At 71.9% G+C, this 23,185-nt stretch carries 22 protein-coding genes and 3 tRNA genes; 10 read left to right on the forward strand and 15 right to left on the reverse strand.

Going from position 1 to position 23,185, the window contains the following annotated elements:
* Window positions 1-4: 4 nt before the first annotated feature.
* Entirely contained in the window at window positions 5-1,123 is a 1,119-nt protein-coding gene (locus ACZ5T9_RS01780) for an inositol-3-phosphate synthase (protein WP_006902670.1), read from the reverse strand.
* A 627-nt stretch (window positions 1,124-1,750) separates the two neighbouring features.
* Here ACZ5T9_RS01780 and ACZ5T9_RS01785 point away from each other — a divergent pair.
* The 3 genes from ACZ5T9_RS01785 (at window position 1,751) to ACZ5T9_RS01795 (ending at window position 4,607) form a co-directional block, all read left to right on the forward strand.
* Window positions 1,751-2,887 carry a DMT family transporter gene (locus ACZ5T9_RS01785; RefSeq protein WP_464833618.1) on the forward strand — a complete coding sequence of 379 codons (1,137 nt, stop codon included), beginning with the start codon at window positions 1,751-1,753 and terminating at the stop codon, window positions 2,885-2,887.
* Between the two features lie 1,441 nt (window positions 2,888-4,328).
* Window positions 4,329-4,402, forward strand: a tRNA-Met gene (locus tag ACZ5T9_RS01790).
* 132 nt (window positions 4,403-4,534) lie between these two features.
* Window positions 4,535-4,607, forward strand: a tRNA-Lys gene (locus ACZ5T9_RS01795).
* 245 nt (window positions 4,608-4,852) lie between these two features.
* On the opposite strand, the gene ACZ5T9_RS01800 is transcribed toward ACZ5T9_RS01795, so the two are convergent.
* Complete coding sequence (locus ACZ5T9_RS01800; RefSeq protein ID WP_006902673.1) at window positions 4,853-5,407, reverse strand: cob(I)yrinic acid a,c-diamide adenosyltransferase; 555 nt, start codon at window positions 5,405-5,407, stop codon at window positions 4,853-4,855.
* A 400-nt stretch (window positions 5,408-5,807) separates the two neighbouring features.
* On the opposite strand from ACZ5T9_RS01800, the gene ACZ5T9_RS01805 reads away from it, so the two are divergent.
* Window positions 5,808-6,470 carry a hypothetical protein gene (locus ACZ5T9_RS01805; protein WP_464833619.1) on the forward strand — a complete coding sequence of 221 codons (663 nt, stop codon included), beginning with the start codon at window positions 5,808-5,810 and terminating at the stop codon, window positions 6,468-6,470.
* A 209-nt stretch (window positions 6,471-6,679) separates the two neighbouring features.
* Here ACZ5T9_RS01805 and ACZ5T9_RS01810 read toward each other — a convergent pair whose 3' ends face one another.
* The 5 genes from ACZ5T9_RS01810 to ACZ5T9_RS01830 form a co-directional block, all read right to left on the reverse strand.
* Window positions 6,680-7,372, reverse strand: coding sequence for a succinate dehydrogenase iron-sulfur subunit (locus ACZ5T9_RS01810; protein ID WP_242823321.1), 693 nt, complete (start codon window positions 7,370-7,372; stop codon window positions 6,680-6,682).
* 55 nt (window positions 7,373-7,427) lie between these two features.
* Window positions 7,428-9,179, reverse strand: a complete 1,752-nt coding sequence (gene sdhA, locus ACZ5T9_RS01815) for a succinate dehydrogenase flavoprotein subunit (protein WP_207635407.1) — start codon at window positions 9,177-9,179, stop codon at window positions 7,428-7,430.
* A gap of 6 nt (window positions 9,180-9,185) precedes the next feature.
* Window positions 9,186-9,563, reverse strand: coding sequence for a succinate dehydrogenase/fumarate reductase transmembrane subunit (locus ACZ5T9_RS01820; RefSeq protein WP_006902677.1), 378 nt, complete (start codon window positions 9,561-9,563; stop codon window positions 9,186-9,188).
* A gap of 12 nt (window positions 9,564-9,575) precedes the next feature.
* Window positions 9,576-9,941: a succinate dehydrogenase, cytochrome b556 subunit gene (sdhC, locus tag ACZ5T9_RS01825; RefSeq protein WP_006902678.1), complete on the reverse strand. Its 366-nt coding sequence runs from the start codon at window positions 9,939-9,941 to the stop codon at window positions 9,576-9,578.
* A 298-nt stretch (window positions 9,942-10,239) separates the two neighbouring features.
* Window positions 10,240-11,328 (reverse strand): M42 family metallopeptidase, encoded by a 1,089-nt coding sequence (locus ACZ5T9_RS01830; protein ID WP_006902679.1) that lies wholly within the window; start codon window positions 11,326-11,328, stop codon window positions 10,240-10,242.
* A gap of 257 nt (window positions 11,329-11,585) precedes the next feature.
* Here ACZ5T9_RS01830 and sufC point away from each other — a divergent pair, with 257 nt between their 5' ends.
* The 4 genes from sufC to sufU all read left to right on the forward strand — a co-directional run bounded on the left by sufC (window position 11,586) and on the right by sufU (window position 15,591).
* On the forward strand, window positions 11,586-12,365 hold the full coding sequence (gene sufC / locus ACZ5T9_RS01835; protein ID WP_006902680.1) for a Fe-S cluster assembly ATPase SufC: 780 nt from the start codon (window positions 11,586-11,588) through the stop codon (window positions 12,363-12,365).
* 27 nt (window positions 12,366-12,392) lie between these two features.
* Window positions 12,393-13,715: a Fe-S cluster assembly protein SufD gene (gene sufD / locus ACZ5T9_RS01840; RefSeq protein WP_464833621.1), complete on the forward strand. Its 1,323-nt coding sequence runs from the start codon at window positions 12,393-12,395 to the stop codon at window positions 13,713-13,715.
* Between the two features lie 85 nt (window positions 13,716-13,800).
* On the forward strand, window positions 13,801-15,093 hold the full coding sequence (locus tag ACZ5T9_RS01845; RefSeq protein ID WP_464833623.1) for a SufS family cysteine desulfurase: 1,293 nt from the start codon (window positions 13,801-13,803) through the stop codon (window positions 15,091-15,093).
* Between the two features lie 99 nt (window positions 15,094-15,192).
* The gene (sufU, locus tag ACZ5T9_RS01850) at window positions 15,193-15,591 is read left to right on the forward strand and encodes a Fe-S cluster assembly sulfur transfer protein SufU (protein WP_006902683.1); all 399 of its coding nucleotides are present in this window, start codon (window positions 15,193-15,195) and stop codon (window positions 15,589-15,591) included.
* A gap of 8 nt (window positions 15,592-15,599) precedes the next feature.
* Here the strand turns inward: sufU and ACZ5T9_RS01855 are convergent, their stop codons facing one another.
* The gene (locus ACZ5T9_RS01855; protein ID WP_464833624.1) at window positions 15,600-16,133 is read right to left on the reverse strand and encodes a hypothetical protein; all 534 of its coding nucleotides are present in this window, start codon (window positions 16,131-16,133) and stop codon (window positions 15,600-15,602) included.
* 185 nt (window positions 16,134-16,318) lie between these two features.
* The gene (locus tag ACZ5T9_RS01860) at window positions 16,319-16,810 is read right to left on the reverse strand and encodes a flavin reductase family protein (RefSeq protein ID WP_464833626.1); all 492 of its coding nucleotides are present in this window, start codon (window positions 16,808-16,810) and stop codon (window positions 16,319-16,321) included.
* A gap of 497 nt (window positions 16,811-17,307) precedes the next feature.
* Between ACZ5T9_RS01860 and trxB the strand changes: the two genes are divergently transcribed.
* A complete protein-coding gene (gene trxB, locus ACZ5T9_RS01865; protein ID WP_464834378.1) occupies window positions 17,308-18,297 on the forward strand; it encodes a thioredoxin-disulfide reductase in 990 nt (329 codons plus the stop codon).
* A gap of 590 nt (window positions 18,298-18,887) precedes the next feature.
* Window positions 18,888-19,871 carry a Na/Pi symporter gene (locus ACZ5T9_RS01870; protein ID WP_464833628.1) on the forward strand — a complete coding sequence of 328 codons (984 nt, stop codon included), beginning with the start codon at window positions 18,888-18,890 and terminating at the stop codon, window positions 19,869-19,871.
* Window positions 19,872-20,087: 216 nt separating this feature from the next.
* Here ACZ5T9_RS01870 and ACZ5T9_RS01875 read toward each other — a convergent pair whose 3' ends face one another.
* The 6 genes from ACZ5T9_RS01875 to yabP all read right to left on the reverse strand — a co-directional run bounded on the left by ACZ5T9_RS01875 (window position 20,088) and on the right by yabP (window position 22,977).
* Window positions 20,088-20,315: an ABC transporter permease gene (locus ACZ5T9_RS01875; protein ID WP_464833629.1), complete on the reverse strand. Its 228-nt coding sequence runs from the start codon at window positions 20,313-20,315 to the stop codon at window positions 20,088-20,090.
* Window positions 20,316-20,542: 227 nt separating this feature from the next.
* Window positions 20,543-20,626, reverse strand: a tRNA-Leu gene (locus ACZ5T9_RS01880).
* A 36-nt stretch (window positions 20,627-20,662) separates the two neighbouring features.
* A complete protein-coding gene (locus tag ACZ5T9_RS01885; protein WP_169328688.1) occupies window positions 20,663-20,980 on the reverse strand; it encodes an FtsB family cell division protein in 318 nt (105 codons plus the stop codon).
* Between the two features lie 569 nt (window positions 20,981-21,549).
* Window positions 21,550-21,810 (reverse strand): sigma factor-like helix-turn-helix DNA-binding protein, encoded by a 261-nt coding sequence (locus ACZ5T9_RS01890; RefSeq protein WP_006902692.1) that lies wholly within the window; start codon window positions 21,808-21,810, stop codon window positions 21,550-21,552.
* Between the two features lie 155 nt (window positions 21,811-21,965).
* Window positions 21,966-22,634: a spore cortex biosynthesis protein YabQ gene (gene yabQ, locus ACZ5T9_RS01895; RefSeq protein ID WP_464833632.1), complete on the reverse strand. Its 669-nt coding sequence runs from the start codon at window positions 22,632-22,634 to the stop codon at window positions 21,966-21,968.
* Between the two features lie 46 nt (window positions 22,635-22,680).
* Window positions 22,681-22,977: a sporulation protein YabP gene (gene yabP / locus ACZ5T9_RS01900; protein ID WP_006902695.1), complete on the reverse strand. Its 297-nt coding sequence runs from the start codon at window positions 22,975-22,977 to the stop codon at window positions 22,681-22,683.
* Window positions 22,978-23,185: the final 208 nt, after the last annotated feature.

Genomic DNA, 23,185 nt, shown 5'->3' on the forward strand with positions numbered 1-23,185 from the left:
GGGTTCAGTCCCCTGCCTGGGTGCGAGCCGCCAGGGACTCGCCGCGGATGAAGGCCTCCACCAGGCGCCGCGCCTCGTCGTCGGTGTACTGCACCGGCGGCGACTTCATGAAGTAGGCGGAAACGGGCTCGATGGGCCCCGCCAGGCCGCGGTCCAGCGCCAGCTTGGTGCACCGGATGGCGTCGATCATCACCCCCGCGCTGTTGGGCGAGTCCTGCACCGACAGGCGCAGTTCCAGCTCGATGGGCTGGTCGCCGAAGCCCGTGCCCTCCATGCGGATCATGCAGATCTTGTTGTCGTTGAGCCAGGGCACGTAGTCGCTGGGACCGATGTGGATGTCCTCCCCCGGCAGCGGCTCGCCCAGCTGGGACTGGACCGCCTGGGTCTTGGACTGCTTCTTGCTCTTCAAGCGGCTGTGGTTCAGCATGTTGAGGAAGTCGGTGTTGCCGCCGAAGTTGAGCTGGTAGGTACGCCGCAGGCGCACGCCCCGGTCTTCGAACAGCCGGGTCAGCACCCGGTGCACGATGGTAGCGCCGACCTGGCTCTTGATATCGTCGCCGACCACGGGCAGGCCCTTGCGGCGGAAGCGCTCCGCCCAGCGAGGCGACGAGGCGATGAAGACGGGGATGGCGTTGATGAAGGCACAACCCGCCTCCAGAGCGGCTTCCGCATAGTAGCGGGTGGCCTGCTCCGACCCCACCGGCAGGTAGTTGACCAGGATGTCCGCCCGGGTCTCGCGCAGCACCCTGGCCACGTCCACCGGCGGCTCGTCGGCCAGGACGAAGGTGCGGTCTTCGGGATAGTCCGCCATGTGCTCGCTGACGCCGTCCAGTACGGGCCCCATCTGGACGGTCACGGGGATGTCCGGCAGGTCCGGGCAGAACACCGGCGTGCAGTTGGGCTTGGCGAAGAGCGCCTCCCGGAGCGGCTTGCCCACCTTCCTCCGGTCGACGTCGAAGGCAGCGACGATTTCGATGTCCGCCGGGTAGTAGCCGCCCACTTCCGGGTGCATCAGCCCGGTGCCGTCCTTGAGCCGCTGGGTGTCGCGATAGTAGTAGATCCCCTGCACCAGCGAGCTGGCGCAGTTGCCTACCCCCGCGATGGCCACGCGGATCTTGCGCATCGCAGCTGCCCTCCCCTCCAGAGCCCTGGCGCCGCCCGCGGGCACGGCTCGCCCAGGCCGGGCCCGCGGGCGCCGGCGCCCCGTGTGATGCGGATGGCTTCCCTGTGGACGTGGTGTCCGCTGGGGATCGACAGGCCACGGCGTCCCCACGGCCGCCACCAGGCCACCGGCGGCAAGGAACGTGCCTTCCCCTGCGGAGGGCGTGGCCCCTGCGGCATTCCGCCGGATCCTTGCCGGAGCCGGCGGGACGAACGGGGCAGGAGCCGTCCCCTTCATGGGCAAAGATGGTCTCGACCACCGGCACGGTGCGGGCGGCCAGCCGGGTTCCATCGCGCCGCTGACACCGGCCGGAGGCTTCTCCTGGTGATGGGTTGTGCGTCGTGTAGTGCCGGCCAGGCCGGCAGGGAAAAGGGTAGAGACTCGGCAGCCAGTAAACGACGGTTGGTGTGAGGACGCGGTGGCCTGGTGGATCTATCCTGAATTGTTTATTAGCACTCTTATTAGGCGGCTGTCAACAGCCCGCGGGGGTGCTCCGCCCGAAGCGTGCTGCAGCCGGCGGAGGCTCCGCCGGCAACCGCCCCCGGTGCGCAGCCAGCCGCCCCCGCGGAAAGGACGGCGATGGTCCCGATGGATTGGCGAACCCTGGCCCTGGCGGGTTGCACCCTGCTGTTCTGGTCGTCGGCCTTCGCGGTGATCCGGGCCGGGCTCCGGTACTGGGGTCCCGGCGAGCTGGCGCTGGCCCGTTTCATCGTCGCCTCCCTTGCCCTGGCGCTGGGGCTGGGCTTGCGCCGGCTGGCCCGCAGGCAGGAGCAGCCGGCACCGGCGACGGGCCCGGCAACGACCGGCGCAGCAACCGGGCCGGGTGCCGCCGGTACCGGTCGCCGCCGGGCCCACCGGCTGGCCCAGGCCGCCGGTGGGGAGCGTCCTGCGCTGCCGGCCGCGCCGGCGGCGTCAGGCGTGGAGAGCGGGTGGTGGCGGGATGCGGGCCGCTTCGTCCTGCTGGGGGCCACGGGGATCTTCCTGTATCACACGGGTTTGAACTGGGGCGAGACCAGGGTTTCCGCCGCCACCGCCAGCCTGCTGGTGGCCACTGCCCCGGCGCTGACGGCCCTGATGTCCCGTTTCTGGCTCGGGGAGCGGCTGGCACCGCGGGGCTGGCTGGGTCTCGCGCTCAGCTTTGCGGGGGTGGCGCTGATCAGCTGGGCCGCCGCCCAGCCGGCGGCGCCGGAGCCCGCGGCGGCGGTCACGGCCGCGGGTGGCGGCGCCGTCCCGTCCCTGCCCGCTTGGGCCGGCCCTGCGGCCGTGGGCGTGGCCGCCCTGGGCACCTCGGCCTTCTTTGTCCTGCAGCGGCCCCTCAGCGGGCGCTACGATGCCCTCACCCTGACCGCCTTCTACACCTGGGCCGGCACCCTTCTGCTGGGGGCCGCCTTTGGCCCAGGGCTGGCCCGCCAGGTGGCGGCCGGCCAGCTGGCGCCGGCGGCGTGGCTGGCCGCGGTGTACCTGGGGGTCTTTCCGTCGGCCCTGGCCTACTGGTGCTGGTCGGCGGCCCTGGCCCGGGCACCTGCCGCCCGGGTGGCCAGCCTGCTCAACCTGAATCCCCTGCTGGCCGTGGCCACCGCCTGGGTCATGCTGGGCGAGCGCCCGACCTGGGCGGAGTGGCTGGGAGGAGCCGTAGCCGTAGCGGGCGTCCTGCTGGTGCAAGGCAGGGCTCGTCCTCGGGCCGCGGCCGCGCAGGGCCGGGGCCTGCCCGTTGCGGAGGGCTGAGGGGCGCCTGGCCCGGGGGGCTGGCAGCCGGTTCGCCCTGGAGGACGGTGGACCGCATCGCGGCCTCCCCCTCTACGTTGCCGGCCCCGGGATCGTAACCCGGCGGTTCAGGATCGCGGTGGATGTGCTGGAACCGCTTCGCCAGCTCCTGCGCCAGCCGGCGGTCGTCCCAGGTGCGCGGCGCAAGGCCCGCGGCGCCGGCCACCGCCGGGAGGCAGAAGGGACCGGCCCCGCAGAGGGGGCAGTAGAGGAGCCACTCGGTCTCGTAGAGGCCGGGGCCCAGGGGATACTGCAGGCCGAGCACCGGGCGCACCTCGGGGAAGTGACGGCCGGCCCACTGGCGCAGGGCGGCGCGGAAGGCGTCCTCGTCCCAGGAGGGGCGCAGGCGGGCCCGGGGTTCGAGGATGGCCGCTACGGTGTCATGCCGGCCCAGGATGAAGACGGCACACTGTTGCGTCGTGCCGCCGAACCGGCCGAGAAGTACCCACCGCACGGAATGCCCCCCTTCTGGATCGTCCCCTGGAAAAGCGCCGGCGACGGGGCGGGAACGCACCGCCGGGCTTGCAGCCGGGGATCGGTGATCTGGCGACGAAGTGCGGGTCAGCCCGGCCCCCGCCCGCCGGATCCGCGCCGGGCGCAGGTAACTCCCTGCGAGCGGGGACCGGGTTGCTACCCGCAGGGCTGCGACGAATCACCCACATCCGGTGGACGCCCGGAGGTGCCACCGCAGCCATGGCCGCCCCGCCCACGGGAGCCGGGGCCGCCGGCCGTTCCGGACCCGTACCGGGAGGCCGGCCTGGGTACCTACCCGGTCTCGTGCAAGCGAAGCCGCCGGGCGCCAGGGCGCGGCAGGGACAAGGAACATCCAGCGGTCGTGCAGGGTCGAATGTTCCCCTTGCGTGGTAGGTGGCGGTAAGCCGGCAGCGGTCACAACGCGCGTTCATCCCGTCGGCGAATTGGGCACAACCCGGAAAGGCGGGTTTTTCCGATAATATTTGGCTTTCATTGCCCGTTCCCTGCGCTGGCGGAAAGGGGTTCCTTTCGCCGAACTCGGCGGACGAACGCGGCAAGTTCGCTCCGGGCGATGGGCCCTCGGCACCGCAAGCCGCCCGCGGCCGCCATCAGGTCTCGACACGGTTCATCGGTATGCGGCGTCGTAGCGTCGTAGGACCGATGCCTGCGGCAGCTGGGCCGGCAGGGTGCGCAGTGCCGGTCGCCGTCCGGGCCCAGGCCAGGGGCCGGCGGCGACTCGGCGGAACCGACCGGGAAGGCAGCAGGGGCGTGACAGCGGGGTCCAGGCCATGGCTTGCACGCCGCAGCAGCCGTCCCTATAATAGGCCTTGCGAGCGCGCGAGCGCCCCGGCAGCCGGCGGGACCGTCTTGCGGGTGGCGGCTGCCGGGCCCGCGGCGGCCGTTGCAGGCCATCGTGGGAGATACGTGAGGCGGCGTAGCTCAGTTGGTTAGAGCATGCGGTTCATACCCGCAGGGTCGGTGGTTCGAATCCACCCGCCGCTACCGTCGGATGCCGCGGCCTGTGCGCCGCGGTGCTCCGCGTACAGCTGCCGGATGCCGGTCGCGGCGCCCGGGTACCGGCTCCTGCCGCTTCACCAGGCCGTGGGCGCCATGGTATAATGGGATCCGGCACGCAGGCCCTTAGCTCAACTGGCAGAGCACCTGACTCTTAATCAGGGTGTTGTGGGTTCGAGTCCCACAGGGCCTACAAGAAACCCGCGCACGGCGCGGGTTTCTTGCTTTTCGGCCCCGCGCAAAAGCGCCGCTGGACCGGACTGTGACAGGAACGGGAGCCGGGCGCCACGGAAGCCTGTCCTGACCGTGGGCCGCGCACGTTGGGCACTGGTCCCCCTCCCCGTCACGCCGGATCCACCGCTGTGCGCGCCGGGGATCGTGGCGCGGGGCGCGGCGGCAGGGAGCGGGGCGGGTCCTGCATGGGCTCCTGTCCCACGGTCACTGGGGCTGCCACGGGACGTCGGGCACGCCCGCCCGGTGATTGACCCAGCGCGCCAGCACGAACAGCAGGTCCGACAAGCGGTTCAGGTACTGGAGGACCACGGGGTTGACTTCCTCCTGGGCGGCCAGGGCGGCGACCCTGCGCTCGGCCCGCCGCGCCACCGTGCGCGCCAGGTGCAGGGCCGCGGCCGCCGGCGCGCCGCCGGGCAGGATGAATTGCCGCAGCGGCGGCAACTGGGCGTCATACCGGTCGATCAGGCCCTCCAGCGCCTGCACCTGCTGGGCCGTCACCCGGGGCAGGCCCGTCGCCGCCTCCCGGGCGGGACCCGGCGGCGCCGCCAGATCCGCCCCCAGCGCAAAGCACTCCTGCTGCAGCTGGTGGATCACCGGCGCCGGGTCGGCGCCGTCCAGCAGCGCCGCCGCCCAGCCCAGGGCGGCGTTCAACTCGTCCACGGCGCCATAGGCTTCGACCCTGGGATGGGCCTTGGGAACCCGGCCGCCGCCCAGCATGCCCGTCTCGCCGGCATCGCCCGTCCGGGTGTAGATCTTCATTCCGTTCCCTCCCGTCGTCCACCGGTCCCGAGGGGTTCCGCTCACCGGGGCCCGCGTGGAGCGCGCCGGCGGGTGCGCCTCTGGCCCGGACATGGAAAGGATCTGGGATGCCTCCGCTGGCCCTTCGCCCGTGAACCGTATCCCCTGCGACCGGCTGTCGGGGTCACCATCGCATGACGCGGCGCGGCCGTGACGCCCGGTCTAGGCCCGCCCCCGGCGCGCATAGGGTGCAGGGGGTGCACAAGCCATGAAGCAGGCGCGTTTGCCGCACATCCTCTGGAGTCTCCGCAGCAGCCGGCCGGCCCGCCTCCGTTCCCGGACGAACCCGCCGGTTCCCGCGGGCCCGCCGGAGGCTGCCATCGCCAGGCCACCCGGTTCGCGGCCCCCTTCGGGAAATCCCTTGCTCCGCCGGCTGCTCTCTTCCTCCCCAGCGGCGTCCCTGTCCTTCAGCAGCGGCCCCACGCCGGGACCGGGAAGCGAAGCGGCTGCCGCCGGCCGGGGCGGGCAAGATCCCTCCGCCGCCGGTCTCCGGGTCCCCGCTTCGAGCCCGCGCCGGGCGGGTGCTTCGTACTCCGGCCTGCCCGCAGGCCCCTGGGCCCTCCTGCTCCTCCTGGCCCTGCTGGCGGGCCTGCCCTGGATGCTGGCCACCCCGCGGGTCGGCTGGCTGCCGGGGGTTCCCGCCGCCGTGCCCGCCCAGGCCGGCCTCAGCATCGCCCTGGAGGGGGACACCACGCCCGCCGCATACGAAGAGGGCGGCCCGCCCATCGCCGTGGGCTCGGCCGCCGATGCCCGCGTGTTTTTGCGCCAGTTCGCGCCGGAGCTGGCCGCCGCGGGCAGCGAGATCCTGGGCCAGGCGGCGGCCCGCCAGGGCTGGCGCGCCCGCCAGGTCACCCTCGCCCAGCTGGTGCTCCTGCGGGACGGGCAGGTGGTCGCCCGCTACGACGTCTCCGACGGCGGCACCACGCGGCCCGCCTGGATCCGGTTCGCTCGGCTGGCGGGCCGGTGGCAGGCCGTCCACCTGGTGGTGGGCGAACCCGGCCAGGCGACCTTGCCAGCCCCGTAGGCGGGGCACGCCCGGCCCTGCGGTGGGCCGCCACTTCCCCCTCCCGGCTCCCGCGGGAGGCGAGGCCCCGCCGGGTCCCCGGCGGCCCGGGCCTCACGCCTCACCCCTCGCCCTTCCGGCCGGGGTGCGGGCGCTGGCGGTTCCCTCCCGGGCAGGCCGGGTTCGTCCCCCACGGCCCCGATGCCGTTCGACGCCGTTCGCGCAACGGCTCAGCGCTGCCCCAGGAGGATGGCGCGCTTGACCTCCTGGATGGCCCGGGTCACCTCGATGCCCCGCGGGCAGGCTTCGGTGCAGTTGAAGATGGTGCGGCAACGCCAGACCCCGTCGCGGGAGTTCAGGATGCGCAGCCGCTCGTCGGCCGCCTGGTCCCGGCTGTCAAAGATGAAGCGGTGGGCGTTGACGATGGCGGCCGGGCCCACGTAGTCGGGATTGGCCCAGAAGGACGGGCACGACGTGGTGCAGCAACCGCAGAGGATGCACTTGGTCGTGTCGTCGAAGCGCTCCCGGTCGTGGGGGGATTGCAGCCGCTCCCGCTCGGGCTCCGGGTCGTGGTTGATCAGGTAAGGCTTGATGGACCGGTATGCGGCGAAGAAACCGGTGAAGTCCACGATCAGGTCCTTCTTGACCCGGAAGCCCCGCATGGGTTCCACGGTGATGGGCTGGGACAGCTCCTTGACCAGGGTCTTGCACGCCAGCCGGGCCTTGCCGTTGATGATCATGGCGTCGGAGCCGCAGACCCCGTGGGCGCAGGACCGCCGGTAGGCCAGGGTGCCGTCGACCTCCCACTTGACCCGGTTCAAAAGGTCCAGGACCCGATCGGTGGGGTCCGCCTCAAGCCGGTATTCCTCCCAGTGGGGCTCCCGATCCTGCTCCGGATTGTAGCGCCGGATGCGCAGCGTCACCTGCAAGGTTCTCACTCCCCGTGACCGTTGCCGTGGGTGCCGGCCTCCCCCGGATTCAGTACTTGCGCTCCTGGGGCTGGAAGCGCGTGATGACCACCGGCTTGTAGTCGATCCGGACCGACCCGTCGGGCTCCCGGTAGAGCAGCGTGTGCTTGAGCCAGTTGGCGTCATCGCGCTTGGGGTAGTCCTCGCGGGCGTGCCCGCCCCGGCTTTCCTTCCGGTTCCGGGCGGCCACCACCGTCGCCCGCGCGCACTCCAGCAGGTTGCCCAGTTCCAGGGCCTCCAGCAGGTCCGTGTTGTACATGCGGCCGCGGTCGTCGATGGCGGCCTCCTGGTACTGGGCCTCCAGCTCCTTCAGGATGCCCTCCATCTCCGTCAGGCCTTCTTCCGTACGGAAGACCCCGGCCTTGTCCATCATCTCTTCCTGCAACCGTGCCCGGATGGCACCGATCTTCTCGCCCTTCTGGCGGGTGAGGAACCGCTCCACCTGCTCCCGGGCCCAGTCCGTCGCGTCCCCGGGCAGGGCCGGCCAGTCCGACTCGCGGGCATACCGGGCCATGTGGCGGCCCGCCCGCCGCCCGAACACCACTAGGTCCAGGAGGGAGTTGGTGCCCAGGCGGTTGGCCCCGTGCACCGAGACGCACGCGCATTCGCCTGCGGCGTAGAAGCCTTCCACGGGGGTGTTCTGCGCGTCCCAGATCACCCGCCCGTCCACGTCGGTCGGGATGCCACCCATCTCGTAGTGGGCGGTGGGCTGGATGGGGATGGGTTCCTCCACCGGGTCGATGCCCAGGTAGGTGCGGACGAAGTCGGTAATGTCGGGCAGGCGCGTCTCGATGATGTCGCGGCTCAGGTGGGTGAGGTCCAGGTGGACGTAGTCCTTGCCGTCGATGCCGCGCCCCTCGCGGATCTCCAGGTAAATGGCCCGCGAGACCACGTCGCGCGGCGCCAGGTCCTTGATGGTGGGCGCGTACCGCTCCATGAACCGCTCGCCGTGCCGGTTGCGCAGGATGCCGCCCTCGCCCCGGGCCCCTTCGGTGATCAGGATCCCCAGGCGGTAGATGCCCGTGGGGTGGAACTGGAAGAACTCCATGTCCTCAAGGGGGATGCCGTGGCGGAAGGCGATGGCCAAGCCGTCGCCCGTCAAGGCCAGCGCGTTGCTGGTGACCTTGAACATGCGGCCGGCGCCGCCGGTGGCGAACAGCGTGGCTTTGGCATGGAAGACGTGCAGGTCGCCCGTGGCCAGCTCGATGGCCACCACTCCGGCTACCCGCCGCCCGTCCATGATCAGGTCGACCACGTGGAACTCGTCGAAGAAGCGCACGCCGTGCTTGATGGACTGCTGGTAGAGGGTCTGCAGGATCATGTGGCCGGTGCGGTCGGCAGCAAAGCAGGAGCGGTGGACGGGTGCCTTGCCGAACTCCTTGGTGTGCCCGCCGAAGCGCCGCTGGTTGATCCGACCGTCCTCGGTGCGGCTGAAGGGCAAGCCCATGTGCTCCAGCTCGTACACGGCTTCGGGCGCTTCCTTGCACATGACCTCGATGGCGTCCTGGTCACCCAGGTAGTCGCTGCCCTTCACCGTGTCGAACATGTGCCACTCCCAGTGGTCCTCTTCGATGTTGCCCAGGGCCGCGCCGATGCCGCCCTGGGCCGCGCCGGTGTGGGAGCGGGAGGGGTACAGCTTGCTGACCACGGCCACCTTGAGGTCGGGATACTTGGCCAGTTCCACCGCCGCCCGCAAGCCGGCGCCGCCGGCGCCGACGATGACGGCGTCAAACTGATGCCGGTGGATACGAATCGCAGACACCCCCGATCAGGCCGGGAACGGGAAGGTCACCAGGACCACGGTGCCCAGGACCAGCAGGATGAACGTCACCACGTAGAGCAGCGTCAGCCAGAAGGTACGCCATCCCGGCCGGTGGGCGTAGTCGTCGATGATGACCCGGATCCCGTTGGCCCCATGGAAGAGCGCCAGGGCCAGCATCACCCAGTCGTAGGTGCGCCATCCGATGTTGGCCAAGCGCCGGGCGACGAAGTTGTAGTCGATGATTTCCACGCTGTTGAGGATATGCATGATGTAGAGGTGCCCCAGGACGAGAAAGACCAGCAGCAGACCGGAGATCCGCATGAAGAACCAGGACCACAGCTCGAACCCGCTGGCCGGGCGCGGGCTTCCTTCTCCGTACGACACCCCGCCACCCCCCTAGCCGAAGAGGCGGCCCAGCATGATGACCGCCGCCGGGATGAAGAGCACCAGGAAGACGATGACTTCCGCCACGATCAGCGACTTGTGCCACCGCAACGCGTTGGGCCAGAAGTCGATGATGATCACCCGCAGGCCGTTGACCGCGTGGTACACCACGCCGCCGACCAGCACCACCTCCAGCACCATGAACAGCGGTGCCCGGTAGATCGCCATCACGTGGTCGTACACCTGCGGCCCGAACCCGGCCAGGAAGGTGTCGACGATGTGCATCATCAAAAAGAGCATGATGCCCACGCCGCTCAGCCGGTGGAGCATCCACGCCCACTGGCCCTGGCTGCCGCGGTAGCCGCGGTAGAGGCCCATCCCGACCCTCCTCTCAAGCAAGCTGGCGACCGGTCTGGAAACCCCGCCCTCTGGAAACCCCGCCACCGGCAACCCGCCGCGGACAACCCGCCTACCAGACAACCCGCCTACGAAAAGAAAAGACCGGCGCTGCCGCCCTTGCAGGGGTTTTCCTGCCTTCCCAACTCAAAGTAAGAACAGCGGCGGGGCGAAGTCAACTTCGCCCCGCCGGTCCTCAGCCGGCCTTCAGCCGGCCGGCAAGCGGGCCGGTGACGGGCCCGCCTCCCGCCCTGGCGGGAGGCTCGCCGCATCCGGGCTGCTAACCCTGGCGCAGCGCCGCCACCGTCGCCTCATCCAGCCGTTTGACCAGGGCCACCAGAAGCCGCACCGTGTGCTCCACGTCCGCCAGGTGCACGATGGCGCCGTGGCTGTGGACGTACCGGGCCGGCGGCCCCACCACCACCGAAGGGACGCCGCGCCCGTGCACGTGGAAGAACCCGGCGTCGGTGGCTCCGCCCGGCATCATGTCGAACTGGTAGGGAATGCCCTCGGCCTCCGCCGTCTCGGCCACCAGGTCCCTGAGCCGCCGGTGGGGCACCATGCTGCTGTCGTAAAGCAGCACCGTGGGCCCGCGGCCCAGGCGGCTCTGGGCTTCATCGGGCTCAACACCGGGCATGTCGCCGGCGATGCCCACGTCCACGGCGATGGCCACGTCGGGGTCCACGGCAAAGGCCGAGGTCCGGGCACCACCGCCGGTGCGGGCCACCTCTTCATGCACCGTGGCCACCCCGTAGACCGTGTTGGGATGGCCGCCCGCGGCCAGTTCTTCCATCACCCGGACGATGATGGCACAGCCCGCCCGGTCATCCAGGGCCTTGGCCAGGACCAGCTCGGGATTGCGGAGGCGGGTGAAGGGCCCGTAGGGCACCACCGGATCGCCCGGGCGGATGCCCCACTCCTCGGCTTCCTGGCGGCTGCGGGCGCCGATGTCGATGAACATCGCCTTGAGCTCCACGGGCTTCTTGCGCTCGTCGGCCGGCAGGAGGTGGGGCGGCTTGGAACCGATCACCCCGAGGATCGGGCCCTTGCGGGTGTGGATCACCACCCGCTGGGCCAGGAGGACCTGCCCCCACCAGCCGCCCAGGGGCTGGAACTTGATGAAACCCTCGTCGGTGATGCGCCGGACCATGAAGCCCACTTCGTCCATGTGGGCCGCCAGCAACACCCGGGGCCGCAGGGCGCTGCCCTGCCGCCGGGCGATGAGGCTGCCCAGGTGGTCCTGCTCCAGCTTCGCCACCGGCGCCAGGTACCGGCGCAGTACCTGCCGGACCGCATCCTCCTCGCCGGGTACACCCGGCGCCTCGGCCAGTTCCTCTAAAAGCCGGGCGGTATGCTGCCAGTCGGCCATCGGCACCCATCCTTTCGCGATCACCATGGCCTTGCCATGGCCCCGGGGCCGGCCCCCGCCGGCGCCTTCCCGCTGGGGTGGGCGGCGGCCCCGTCGGGGGGCCTGCGCTTCCACCCTTCCCCCGGCTGAGCCCGGCCGTGTTTGCCAGCCCCGGCATTTAAAAGTATTATAAATTGAGAACTGGCCATCAAAAGTCCCGGCCGCCGCCGCCTCCGCGCGGCGGCGATGCGTGCCGGCTGACGGAGGAGGTCACGCCGATGGCGTCGACGCTGGAGATCCGCGAGCTGCGCTGCAACGTTGAAGACAAGGAAATCCTCAAGGGCGTGAACCTGACGGTCCGGCAGGGCGAGGTCCACGCCATCATGGGCCCCAACGGGTCCGGCAAGAGCACGCTGGCGTACACCCTGATGGGCCACCCCCGCTACGAGGTGACCGGCGGCGAGGTCCTTCTGGACGGCGAGAACCTGCTGGAGCTGCCGCCGGACGAGCGGGCGCGCAAGGGCCTGTTCCTCGCCTTCCAGTATCCTCAGGAAGTGCCCGGCGTGACCGTGGCCAACTTCCTGCGCACCGCCGTGAACTCCGTGCGGGGCGAAGCGCCGTCGGGCCCCGCCGGGTCGGGGAAGAACCTGGCCGCCCTGGCTGCCCTGCAAAAGGAGATCGAGGGCGCCCTGGAGCAGCTGCGCTGGGATCCCTCCTTCACCCGCCGCTACCTGAACGAAGGCTTCTCCGGCGGCGAGAAGAAGAAGGGCGAGATGCTCCAGATGGCGGTGCTGAAGCCCAAGTTCGCCATCATGGACGAGACGGACTCCGGCCTGGACATCGACGCCCTCAAGGACGTGGCCCGGGTCTTCAACGGCCTGCGGGGGCCGGAGCTGGGCGCCATCATCATCACCCACTACCAGCGCATCCTGAAGTACATCGAGCCCGACTTCGTCCACATCATGGTCGACGGGCGCATCGTCCGTTCCGGCGGCCGTGAGCTGGCCGAAGAGGTGGAAGCCAAGGGTTACGACTGGATCAAGGCGCAGGTCGGCTGAGGCCGCCGAGGCAGGAGGGGAAGGACGATGGCCAAGTCCGTGGACAACCTGGAAACCCTGGCGCAGGCGCAGGGGTTCACGGCCGAGCTGGTGGACCGCATCGCTCGCGCCCACGACGAGCCCGACTGGCTGGTGGAGCGCCGGCGGGAAGCCTTCCGCATCTTTTCCGAGCTGCCCCTGCCGTCCTGGCGGCATACCCGGGTGGATGACCTGAAGCTGGAACGGCTCCGGCCCGTGGCGCCGGCCTCGGCGCTGCCGGCCTGGGCCGAGGCCTCCCTGCCGCCCGCGGCAGAGGCCGCCGCCATCGCCGTCCAGGTGGACGGCCGGGTGGAGGTGACCCACCTGGACCCGGCCCTGGCCGAACGGGGTCTCGTGGTCTCCGACCTGCACACCGCCGCCCGGACCCACGGGGAACTGGTGCAGAAGTACTTCATGCAGAGCGGCCTGGACGCCGGTGCCGACCGTTTCGCCGCCCTGCACGCGGCCTTCTGGACCGGAGGCTTCTTCGTCTACGTGCCGCGGGGCCTGGTGGTGGAAAAGCCGATCTACCTGGTCAACCTGATCACCGGCCGGGCGGCGGGGGCCAGCGTCTCCGGTCACGGCCTGGTGGTGGTGGACGAGCAGGCCGAGGCGACCCTGTTCGACGAGAGCGACGCCCATGACCTGGCGGAAGCGGCCCTCTACACCGGCCAGCTGGAGATTCACGTGCAGCCGGCCGCCCGCTTGAATTACGTCAGCTTTCAGAACTGGCGCGGCCCGGTGCGGGAGTTTTCCCAGAAGGCCGGCGTGGTCCGGCGGGATGCGACCCTGCGGGTCACCACGGGCTTCTTCGGCGGGAACCAGACCCGCCACCAGTTCTTCCTGGATATGGTCGAACCCGGCGCCAACATGGAGCACATCCTGGCCTACGCCGCGGCGGGCCAGCAGCACTTCGACCTCTTTACCCGCAGCCGGCACGGCGCCCCCAGCACCTTCGGCAACATGACGGCCCGGGGCATCCTGACGGGTGCCTCCCGGCTGGTCTACCAGGGGCTGATCCGCATCGATCGGGGCGCCCACAAGAGCGAGGACTACCTGAGCAGCAACACCCTGATCCTCTCGCCCGAGGCGAAGGTGCTGGATGACATCCCGAGCCTCGAGATCGAGGCCGACGATGTCAAGGCCAGCCACGGTGCCACCGTGGGCCAGATCGACCAGGAGCAGCTGTTCTACCTGCGCAGCCGCGGCCTGGACGAAAAGCAGGCCCGGCGCCTGCTGGTCAGCGGGTTCTTTGAGCCGCTTCTGGGCAAGATCCCCAACGAGGCGGCCCAGGAACGCATCAGCGAGCTGGTCCTGGAAAAGGTGGTCTGAAAAGGAGTCGCGCAGGTGCCGAGCGCGGGCCGGGACGGCCCGCGCTCGCGCCCTCGACCCCCGCGATGCAAGGAGGCCTGGGGCCATGGCCACCTCCGTTCAGCCGCCGGCCGGTGATGCGGTTCCACCGGCCGGCGCCAAGGGCGCACCCGCCTTCGACCCGGCGGTCCTGCGCCGCGACTTTCCCATCCTGCAGCGCACCGTGCACGGGCGCCCGCTGGCCTACCTGGACAGCGCCGCCACCTCCCAGAAGCCCGCCGCGGTCATCGACGCCCTGGCCGCGTTCTACCGCGAGAGCAACGCCAACGTCCACCGGGGCATCCACACCCTGGCCGAGGAGGCGACGGCGGCATACGAGGGAGCGCGGGCCCGTACCGCCGCCTTCCTCGGTGCCTGCGAGGACGAAATCGTCTTCACCCGCGGCACCACGGAAGCCCTCAACATGGTCGCCTGGGGCTGGGCCTTCCATCACCTGCGGCCCGGAGATACCATCCTGGTCACCCTGATGGAGCACCACAGCAACCTGGTGCCCTGGCAGCAGGTGGCGGCCCGGGGAGGATTCCAGCTGCGGGCCGTGCCGCTGACGCCCGACGGGCGGCTGGACACGGAGGCGTTCACCCGCCTCCTGGAGGCCCACCGCCCCCGGGTGGTGGCCCTGGCCCACATGTCCAACGTCCTGGGCACCATCAATCCCGTTCCGGAGCTGGCCCGGCAAGCCCGCGCCGCCGGCGCGGTGGTCGTGGTGGATGGGGCTCAGAGCGTCCCCCACCTGCCCGTGGACGTGGGTTCCCTGGGGGCCGACTTCCTGGCCTTTTCCGCCCACAAGATGCTGGGTCCCACCGGCCTGGGCGTGCTCTACGGCCGCCGGGAGCGGCTGGCCGAGATGGAACCCCTGCTGGGCGGGGGCGGGATGATCCGGCGGGTGGAGGTGCACCGGTCCACCTGGGCCGATCCGCCCCAGCGCTTCGAGGCAGGGACGCCCCCCATCGCCGAGGCGGCGGCCTTCACCGCGGCCCTGGACTACCTGCAGCGGCTGGGTCTGGAGGCGGTGGCCGCCCACGAGCGCGAGCTGGTGCGCTACGCCTGGGAGCGGCTGCAACAGGTGCCGGGGCTGGTCCTTTACGGCCCGGGCCCCGAACACCGGGGCGGTGTGCTCAGCTTCACCCTGGAGGGAGTCCACCCCCACGACCTGGCCCAGGTGCTGGACGGCGAGGGCGTGGCCATCCGGGCCGGCCACCACTGCACCCAACCCCTGCACCGCCACCTGGGCGTGGTCGCCACCGCCCGGGCCAGCTTCTACATCTATAATGATCGGGACGACGTGGACCGGCTGGTCGACGGGATCGAAAAGGCCCGGCGCCTGCTGGCCGGTTCCTGAACGCCCGAAGGAGGCGCCCGGGCACCGCCACCCCCGGCCAGGGGTCCGGGACGGCGGCCCGGCGAAGGGCGGGGACGGCCTGTTGGGGAGGCATCACCCGTGGGCAGCGATTTCTACCGGGAAAACATCCTGGACCACTACCGCAACCCGCGCAACCGCGGCCACCTGGAGGACGCCCAGATCCGGAACGAGGATCTGAACCCTCTCTGTGGCGATCAGATACGCTTCGAAGTACGGCTGGATCCCCAAGGCAGGGTGGAAGCAGCCGCCTTTGACGGCCGCGGCTGCGCCATCAGCCAGGCGTCGGCTTCCATGCTGACCGAAGCGGTCCAGGGCAAGACCCTGGAGGAGATCAAGGCCATGGACAAGGACGACGTCCTGGCCCTCCTGGGGATTCCCTTGAGCCCGGTGCGGCTCAAGTGCGCCCTGCTGGCTCTGAAGGTCCTGCAGGCCGGCATCTACCGCTATGAGGCGGAACAGGCCGGGGGCCCGGCTTGACCTCAGGCTTAGCCCCCCTTCTGGTCTCCGGGGGGACCCGCGCCCCGCCCTTCGGAGGGACGAGCGCCCTGGCCTTCGGCCGGCGCGCCGGCAACCCGCGCGGCCGTCTCGACAAAGATGGTCTCGCCCATGGTCAGGGCGTACACATAGGCCAGCTGGGCCAGCAGCTGGTCGGCCGTAAAGCCGCACAGCTCCACCAGCCGCCGGACGTCGTCCCACGTGTACGGGGCATCGGCGGGGGGAAGGCGCCCCGCCGCCATGGCCTCCTGGACCCGCTGGTAAAGGGCCTCCGAGCGGGGCGGGTCCCGCCGCACGGCCTCCGGGACCCACCAGCCCGCCTCCAGGTACTGCCGGGGCTGGGAGAGCCCCAGCGCCGTAAGCAGCTCGACCAGCCGCTCGAAGGTCCAGCCTTGCCGCGCCGCCTCCGGAAGGCGGTTCAGCAGCTCCTCCGCCCGCCGGCTCTTGGTCCAGGCCAGGAAGGAATCCCGCCCGGTCCAGTCGCCGGGCCCCGGAACCGCCGGCGGCCGGCCGCGCTCGTCCACCTGCAGCTCCCCCTTTTGCCATGCCGGCGATCCCGCGGTGGCCACCCGTGCACGGGCCCGCGCCGGCCGGCGATCCCGCCCGGCAAGGTGCGGCCGCCGGGACGCGGCCTGGAGCGCGCCGGGGGCGCGGCGGGCCGGGGGCCGGCCACCGCCACGCGCCGGGCCGGCCGCTGCCCCAGGAGTCCCTACCGGGCCGTGGGCGCCGGCTGTCCCGCCAGCCGGGAGTAGCGGCCGGCGAAGAACAGCAGCGGGTCGCCACCCTGGACTTCGGCGTGGTCCACCTCGGCCAGGAAGATGGTGTGGTCGCCACCGGGCAGGCTCTCCACGATGCGGCAGTCCAGGTAGGCCAGGGCGCCTTCCAGGCGGGGAGCCCGGGGCGGCTCTTTCAGGAAGCGATAGGGCGGCTCCTGGTCGGTCTGGCGCGCAAAATACCGGGCCAGGGGCTCCTGTTCGGCGGACAGGACGTTGATCCCGTACCGTCCCGCCTGCTCCAGCACGCCGTGCATGACCCGGTCCCGTCCCACGCACACCAGGACCAGGGGCGGCTCCAGGGACACCGACGTCACCGCATTGGCCGTCATGGCGTGAACGGCCCCCTGCACCTCGGCGGTGATCAAGGTGACCCCCGTGGCAAACTGCCCCATGGCCTGGCGCAGCAACTGGGGAACGATCGGCATCGGGCGCCCTCCTTCCGCGGGGCAACCCGCGGCGGGCGGCCGTCTCCGGTCGCAGGGCGCGCCCCCGCGGCACCGCGCCGGCAGGACACCGGCCGGATTGCCACCGGGGGCGGGTCCTGCGCCCACCGCCGGCACGCCGGCGGGCTGCAACCCGCTCTACATCATATCCGAAGGGCGCCGCAGGCGGCAAAAACCGGTGCTTGCCGGGCGGTGGCGGCTCCGGCCCCAGCTCCGGCAGGCGGGCGGCAGCTCCGTCAGGCGGGAGGCTCCACAGAGAGGGCCCGCAGCAGAGGGTCGGGGGGCGCTGGTCCGGACCCCCGAGAGGCTTGGGGCCGGTCGCAGCAGCCGTCACGGTAAGCCCTACCCACAAACCGGCCGGTCAAGCACCGTGCGCCCCGGCTGTCTTGGCGGCCGCCGGAGCGCGCCAGGCGCCACGGGCTGCCGGGCGTTGCCAGGCATCTTGATATAGAATGGCGGCGGAAGGTAGGTGAGGGATGATGTCCTCCCAGCGCGTGGTCATCGTCGGCTCCGGCCCCGCCGGCCTGACGGCGGCGATCTATGCCGCGCGGGCCAACCTGGATACCACCGTCGTGGCGGGGTGGGAAGCCGGCGGCCAGCTGATGCTCACCACCGAGGTGGAGAACTTCCCGGGATTTCCCGATGGGATCATGGGGCCCGACCTGATGGCCCGCATGCGCCAGCAGGCCGAGCGGGCCGGGGCCCGGTTCGTCGACGGTGACGTGACCGGTGTGGATTTCAGCCGCCGGCCCTTCCGCCTTCAGGTCGGGTCCAGGGAGCTGGAGGCCGACGCCGTGATCCTGGCCACGGGCGCCTCGGCCAAGTGGCTGGGCCTGCCCGGCGAGAAGCGGCTCATGGGCCGCGGCGTCTCCAGCTGTGCTACCTGTGACGGGGCCTTCTTCCGGGACCAGGACGTGGTGGTGGTGGGCGGCGGCGACACCGCCATGGAAGAGGCCCTCTACCTGGCCCGCATCTGCCGCTCGGTGACGGTGATCCACCGCCGCGACCGGCTGCGCGCCAGCAAGATCATGCAGGAGCGGGCCATGGCCAACGACAAGATCCGGTTCGTCTGGGATACGGTAGTCGAGGACATCCTGGGCGAGGAGAAGGTCGAAGGCGTGCGCGTTCGCAACGTGAAGACCGGCCAGACCAGCGAGATCCCGTGCGCCGCCGTCTTCGTGGCCATCGGCCACAAGCCCAACACCGACTTCCTGCGGGGCCATCTGGACCTGGACGAACGCGGCTACGTCGTCGCCGACGGCCCGCGCACCAGCATCCCGGGCGTCTTCGTGGCGGGAGATGTGCGCGACCACCGCTACCGCCAGGCGGTGACGGCGGCGGCGGAGGGGTGCAAGGCCGCCATGGAGGCCGCCTGGTTCCTGGAAGGGACCAGCGACGTGGTGCCGCCCGCCGGCGCGGTGCCGGCCGCCCAGGGCCAGGATGTGGCGTCCAACGGAGGCGGCCGCTAGGCGGGTGGCTCCGGGTCTCCCGCCCGGGCCCGTCGCCGGCACCGGGCGACCGTACCGGCCGGTTCGCTGCCGCGCCATGAGGGCGCAGGCCCTCAGGCGCGGGACCCAAGCCCGGTGGCCGGAAGCCGGTGGCCGGCACTAGGCATTCCCAGGGGAGCGGGCCGCCTGCGCCGCACACGCTAGCGACGGGGGTGGTCCCATGCGCCTGAGCATGCGCACCCGGGCCAAGACCCGAATCCCCAACTGGGTGATCTCGGCGGTGGGTGCCGCGGCGGCCATGCTGGTCGCCCGACTGATCCGCCGCTAGCGCGCTCGCGCGCCTCGAGTAACAGGAGCTGTCTTCCGGGGCCGGTCGCCGTGCGGCGGCCGGCCCCGGGCTTCGTTGTGGCCCGTGGCGCTGGCGGTTGGGGGGCACGGGGGATTCCCCAGCCAGGCCCCCTTGCTGCCCTTCTTCTGCACATCGGGACGGGACCCGGCGCCGGTCACCCGGCCGGGCCGGCCCCCGTGCCATTTAGAGGCCCTGTGCCCGTGGGCCGCCTACCGCTCCGGCGCGCGTCATAAACCTGGACCAGGCGCCTGCGCCGGAGAAGGTGAAACCGTTGGGCGCACCCCTTTGGATCGACGTCATGATCCACCTGGGCGGCCTGGCGGCAGGCCTGGCCCTGATGACCTGGGGCCTGCGGCAGGCCGCGGGCCACCGGCTGGACGACGCGGTGCGGCGCCTGCAGGATGCCGGCCCCTGGCAGGGGCTGATGGCCGGCCTGGCCGTCACCGCCCTGTTGCAGTCATCCAGCACCTTCAGCCTGCTCTTGTTAGCAGCGGCCACAGCGGGCTGGGTGCGGCGGCCGGCGGGCCGCGCCGCCCTGGTGGGGGCCAATCTGGGGACCACCCTCACCGCCCATCTCACGGCCGCGCCCCACCTGGGCCTGGCCACCCTGCTGGCCGGCGGCGGCCTGGTGGCGGCAGTGCTGGGGTGGCGCCGGGCAACGGTGCGGGCCGCAGGCCTGGCTGCCCTGGGCCTGGGTGCCGCGCTGGCTGCACTGGACGGCCTGGGCCGCGCCCTGGTGACCCTGGCCGGTCCAGCCGGCGCCACCCCGGGTCCGGCCGGCCCCGCGGGGAGCCCGGGACCCGACTGGCTGGCCTGGGTCCAGCAGCCCTGGGCCGGATTCGCCGCCGGCCTCGTCCTGTCCGCCGGGGCGCTGTCCAGCAGCGCGGTACTGGCCGTGCTGCAGCGCGCCGTCTCGGCCGGGTTCCTCCGGATGGAACAGGCCCTGCCGGTGGTCTACGGCGCCAACGTGGGGACGACCAGCGACGTGTTGCTGGCGGGCCTGCTTCTGCGGGGCGTGGCCCTGGACCTGGCCCTGTTCCACCTGGGGATGAACCTGCTGAATGCGCTGGCGGCGGTTCCCCTGGGGCCCCTGCTGGCCGCCGTGGCCCGCGGGCTGTCTTCCGACCCTGCTCGCCAGGTGGCATGGGCCCACACCCTCTTCAACGTGCTGGGTGCCGTCCTGGTCTGGCCCTGGGTAGGGGACGAAAAAAGGCGGGCACCAAGCGGCGGCCCGCCTCCAGCGTGACGGCGTGGCAAGTTCACGGTCCCGATGGCGCTGCGGCACCGGCACCGCCCGCGAGGCCCGGCACCGCCCGCCCGGCGGCCGGGACACCGCATGGTCGCATCCCGCACCACCCCGCAGGCGATGGGGCATCAACCGGGGCGCCTGTCCGCCCTCGTGCACGAAGGCGAGGTACCCCGGCGGGGACTGCGGACGCTGCCGGCACCGCGGGCTTAAGGCTCAGGAACCGCCCATGGCGGCCATGATGTTGGTGACCAGATCGGGCTCACCAAAGATGGTGACCAGGGCCAGGCCCACGACGAAGACCACCGTGGCCACGACCCGGTTGGGCACCCGCAGGCTCGAAAGGCTGCCCTGAATCAAACCGGCAAGGCCGACGATGGTGAGGCCGCCGCCCACCAGGGCGAGAACCAGCTTGAGAAGCAGGGTTCCAAGCTCTCCTCCCATGCCAACTCCACCTCCCACCCTTCCGATGGTAACAGGCGCAGCGACCCGCGACCAGCCAGGCGATGGCACCGCAGCCGGAGGATTAGAAAGGGACTAGAACGGGACTAGAACGGGATTCGAAAGGGATTAGAAAGCGGCCCGCGGGGACGGTTTGCAGCGCGGCCTCGCCGCAAGGGGACCGTTGCGCCGGGCGGGAGACCGCGTTGGCCAGGCTGCTTTATGGCCTGTGCCGGGGGTGGGCCTCGAACCCACACGGGCTTGCGCCCAGCGGATTTTAAGTCCGCCTCGTCTGCCGATTCCGACACCCCGGCCGGAGGCGCAGCGCCCGAGGCGCCGCGCCCATAATTCTAGTGCGCCGCCGCAGGCTCGTCCACCAGCTGGATGACCGTCTCGCCCGGCTGCACCAGCCCCAGGCGTTCCCGGGCCGTCTCGTCCACGTAGGCCGGATCCTGGATCCGCCGGCGGGCCGCCTCCAGCTCGGCCGCCCGGTCCTGCAGGACCTGGACCTGCCGGTCCAGAGCGCGCAGTTCCTGGCGCGCCTGCCAGAGGGCCCACTGCTGAAGGACGAGCCCCGAGAGCAGGTAGGCGGCCACCACCACTGCCGCCAGCCGCCCCAGGCGCAGCCGGAGACGCCGCCGTACGGGACGGCGCCCCGGCCCGGGCACCGGCGCCCCCCGCCCACCGGCCCCGGGCGGCCAACCGGGACCGGCTGCCTGCCCAGGACCGCGGTGGAACCCGGCAACGGCGCGCCCCGCACGGGCACCGCCGCCTCCCGGTACCGGCCGCAGGGGCGTGACGGAAGCCGCCGCGGCCCGGTGTGCCGCCGCCCGGCCCTGCGGGGTGCCCCGGCCGGCGATCCGCGCCCGGCTCGAAGGGTGGGGCGAAGGGCGCCCGGCGCCCGCCAGGACGCTACCGTCCGGCCCGGTGCCGGGGCCGCGCCCGCCGCGCTCCGCCCGTAACGCATCCCCGGCGCCGGGAGCCCGGCCGTCACCTTCCCGGCCCGTCCACCCCGGCTCCCCCAGGCGCATCCAGCGAGTTCCCACCGGACGAACCGGCATCCCTGCCCAACCTCCCTGCGTCACCGCGGCCTGTGGCCCTGGCACCGTACCCTCCAGCCCCACCCCGCGCACGGCTCGGGGCGGCCCGCCAGGCCCACGGCCCCTGGGCGTCTCTGGCTGGCCCTTGCAACCCCTCGGTGCGCCGGCGGTGCCGGCAAGCCGCCATCAGGCGTCCTTTAGCGGATCTCTTCGCCGCCGCCTTCACCGTCCAGCGCTTCCTCGTCGCCTTCGCCGAACAACCGCAGCGGGTCGCCGTCGACGACGATGACCACCTCGTAGCCCTTGCTGCGCGCCCGGTTGTAGAGGGTGGCCACGGTGCCGGGCGCCAGCCCCAGGCGGCGGGCGATGGCCTCGGTGCTGTAGCCCGTCTCCTTCAGGACGACCACCTGGCGCTCGCGAAAGCTCAGGCGCTCGGCCCCGCGAATCTCGATGCGCATGGCCGGCTGGCGACCCCCGATGTCCGCCCTCGAGCGAGGTTATCCACAAATTACACACATACTGTGGACAAACTTTATACAGCAGGTACCGGGTACGGTTCGCCGGGGGAAGGGGGATTCCTGCCGGTCCCCCACCTGGGATCCGCCGCCGGCCGTCACCCCGCCGGGGGCGGGGGTGGCGCGCCCTGGTGGGGCCCGATCAAGGCGGCCAGGACGGCCCGCAGCCGGTTCCACTGCCCGGACAGCCGGCGGCCGGCCGCCGCCCGGTACCGGCGCCAGGGATCGAGAAGGTGGCGTCGCAGGGCGGCCCGGCAGGGGTCGATGAAGTGCCTTTGCACCGGAATGGAGACGGGTGCCAGCAGCCAGCCCAGGGGGATGGTCACCGGCTTGAGCAGCCACCGCACCAGCAGCGCCAGGCTGCGTACCACCCACCGGCAGCCCCGCCCCAGGGCGCCGGCGGCACGCCGGTTCCACCGGATGAACCGGAGGGTGCCCTGGCCGGTGGCCCGGTAGGTCGCTGCCAGGGCGGGATAGAGGAAGGGCGAGCCCAGCCCGGCGTAAACCCCCAGGCCCAGGGCCAGGCCCAGGAAGGTGAAGGTGCGCACCTGGCCCCAGTTGCCCCATCCCCAGGCCAGAAGCACCAGAGGCAGGGCCAGCGCCCAGAAGGCCCCGTCCAGCAGGGCGTCCAGCCAGGGGCGGCGGGGCGGCCGGCCGCCCCCCAGGACGGCACGCAGGGCGCGGCAGGCATCAAAGAGAAAGCCCAGGGTGAGGCCCAGGGCCACGTTGACGGCAAGCATGTACAACTGCACGGTCAGGGGGAACATCGGCCGCCCGCCTCCGGTTCCTGCCGGTGTGGGCCTGCGGGCCCCTTCACTTCAGCAGACGCTCCAGCAGGTTGCGGCGGTCGCGGCGGCGCTGGGTGGAGTCATCGTAGGCCAGCAGGGAAACCCGGCCCGTCATGCGCAGCCGCCCCTCCTCCAGGTTGAGTTCGTGGATGTGCAGCCCCTCGCCCCGGATGGTCAGGCGGCCCATCACCGTTTCCAGCACCACCGTGTGGTCGTCGAAGTTCTCCACCCGCTGGACGCCGTCCAGCTCCAGCCGTTCCCGCCCGGCCAGCGTCAGGGTGTGGCGCCCCCGGTTGCCCGGCGCAGCCTGGCCCTCGGCCACGGCCCGGACCTCCTTCCCTACCGCCCTGGCAGGGGGCCTGCCAGGCCCCCGATCCATGGATGTGGCTGGTGCCCTCGCTCATGGATATGCCCGGGGGAAGGGGCTATGTACCGGGCCGGTGTCCCGGCCGTGCCCGGCCCCGACCGCGGGTTGGCGGCGGGGAGACGCGGCCACCGGCGCCGCCACGGGAATCCGGCCGGTCAACCGC

It is taken from the genome of Thermaerobacter nagasakiensis (assembly GCF_055396825.1).

Coding starts and splice junctions, on each gene's coding strand:
- yabQ (WP_464833632.1), bottom strand. CDS start 22,634: ATGTTCCCCCTGACCGTGCAGTTGTACATGCTTGCCGTCAACGTGGCC.
- ACZ5T9_RS01785 (WP_464833618.1), top strand. CDS start 1,751: ATGGATTGGCGAACCCTGGCCCTGGCGGGTTGCACCCTGCTGTTCTGG.
- sufD (WP_464833621.1), top strand. CDS start 12,393: ATGGCCAAGTCCGTGGACAACCTGGAAACCCTGGCGCAGGCGCAGGGG.
- ACZ5T9_RS01875 (WP_464833629.1), bottom strand. CDS start 20,315: ATGGGAGGAGAGCTTGGAACCCTGCTTCTCAAGCTGGTTCTCGCCCTG.
- sufC (WP_006902680.1), top strand. CDS start 11,586: ATGGCGTCGACGCTGGAGATCCGCGAGCTGCGCTGCAACGTTGAAGAC.
- ACZ5T9_RS01800 (WP_006902673.1), bottom strand. CDS start 5,407: ATGAAGATCTACACCCGGACGGGCGATGCCGGCGAGACGGGCATGCTG.
- ACZ5T9_RS01860 (WP_464833626.1), bottom strand. CDS start 16,810: ATGCCGATCGTTCCCCAGTTGCTGCGCCAGGCCATGGGGCAGTTTGCC.
- sdhC (WP_006902678.1), bottom strand. CDS start 9,941: ATGGGCCTCTACCGCGGCTACCGCGGCAGCCAGGGCCAGTGGGCGTGG.
- ACZ5T9_RS01830 (WP_006902679.1), bottom strand. CDS start 11,328: ATGGCCGACTGGCAGCATACCGCCCGGCTTTTAGAGGAACTGGCCGAG.
- ACZ5T9_RS01780 (WP_006902670.1), bottom strand. CDS start 1,123: ATGCGCAAGATCCGCGTGGCCATCGCGGGGGTAGGCAACTGCGCCAGC.
- ACZ5T9_RS01890 (WP_006902692.1), bottom strand. CDS start 21,810: ATGCGCATCGAGATTCGCGGGGCCGAGCGCCTGAGCTTTCGCGAGCGC.
- trxB (WP_464834378.1), top strand. CDS start 17,308: ATGTCCTCCCAGCGCGTGGTCATCGTCGGCTCCGGCCCCGCCGGCCTG.
- ACZ5T9_RS01845 (WP_464833623.1), top strand. CDS start 13,801: ATGGCCACCTCCGTTCAGCCGCCGGCCGGTGATGCGGTTCCACCGGCC.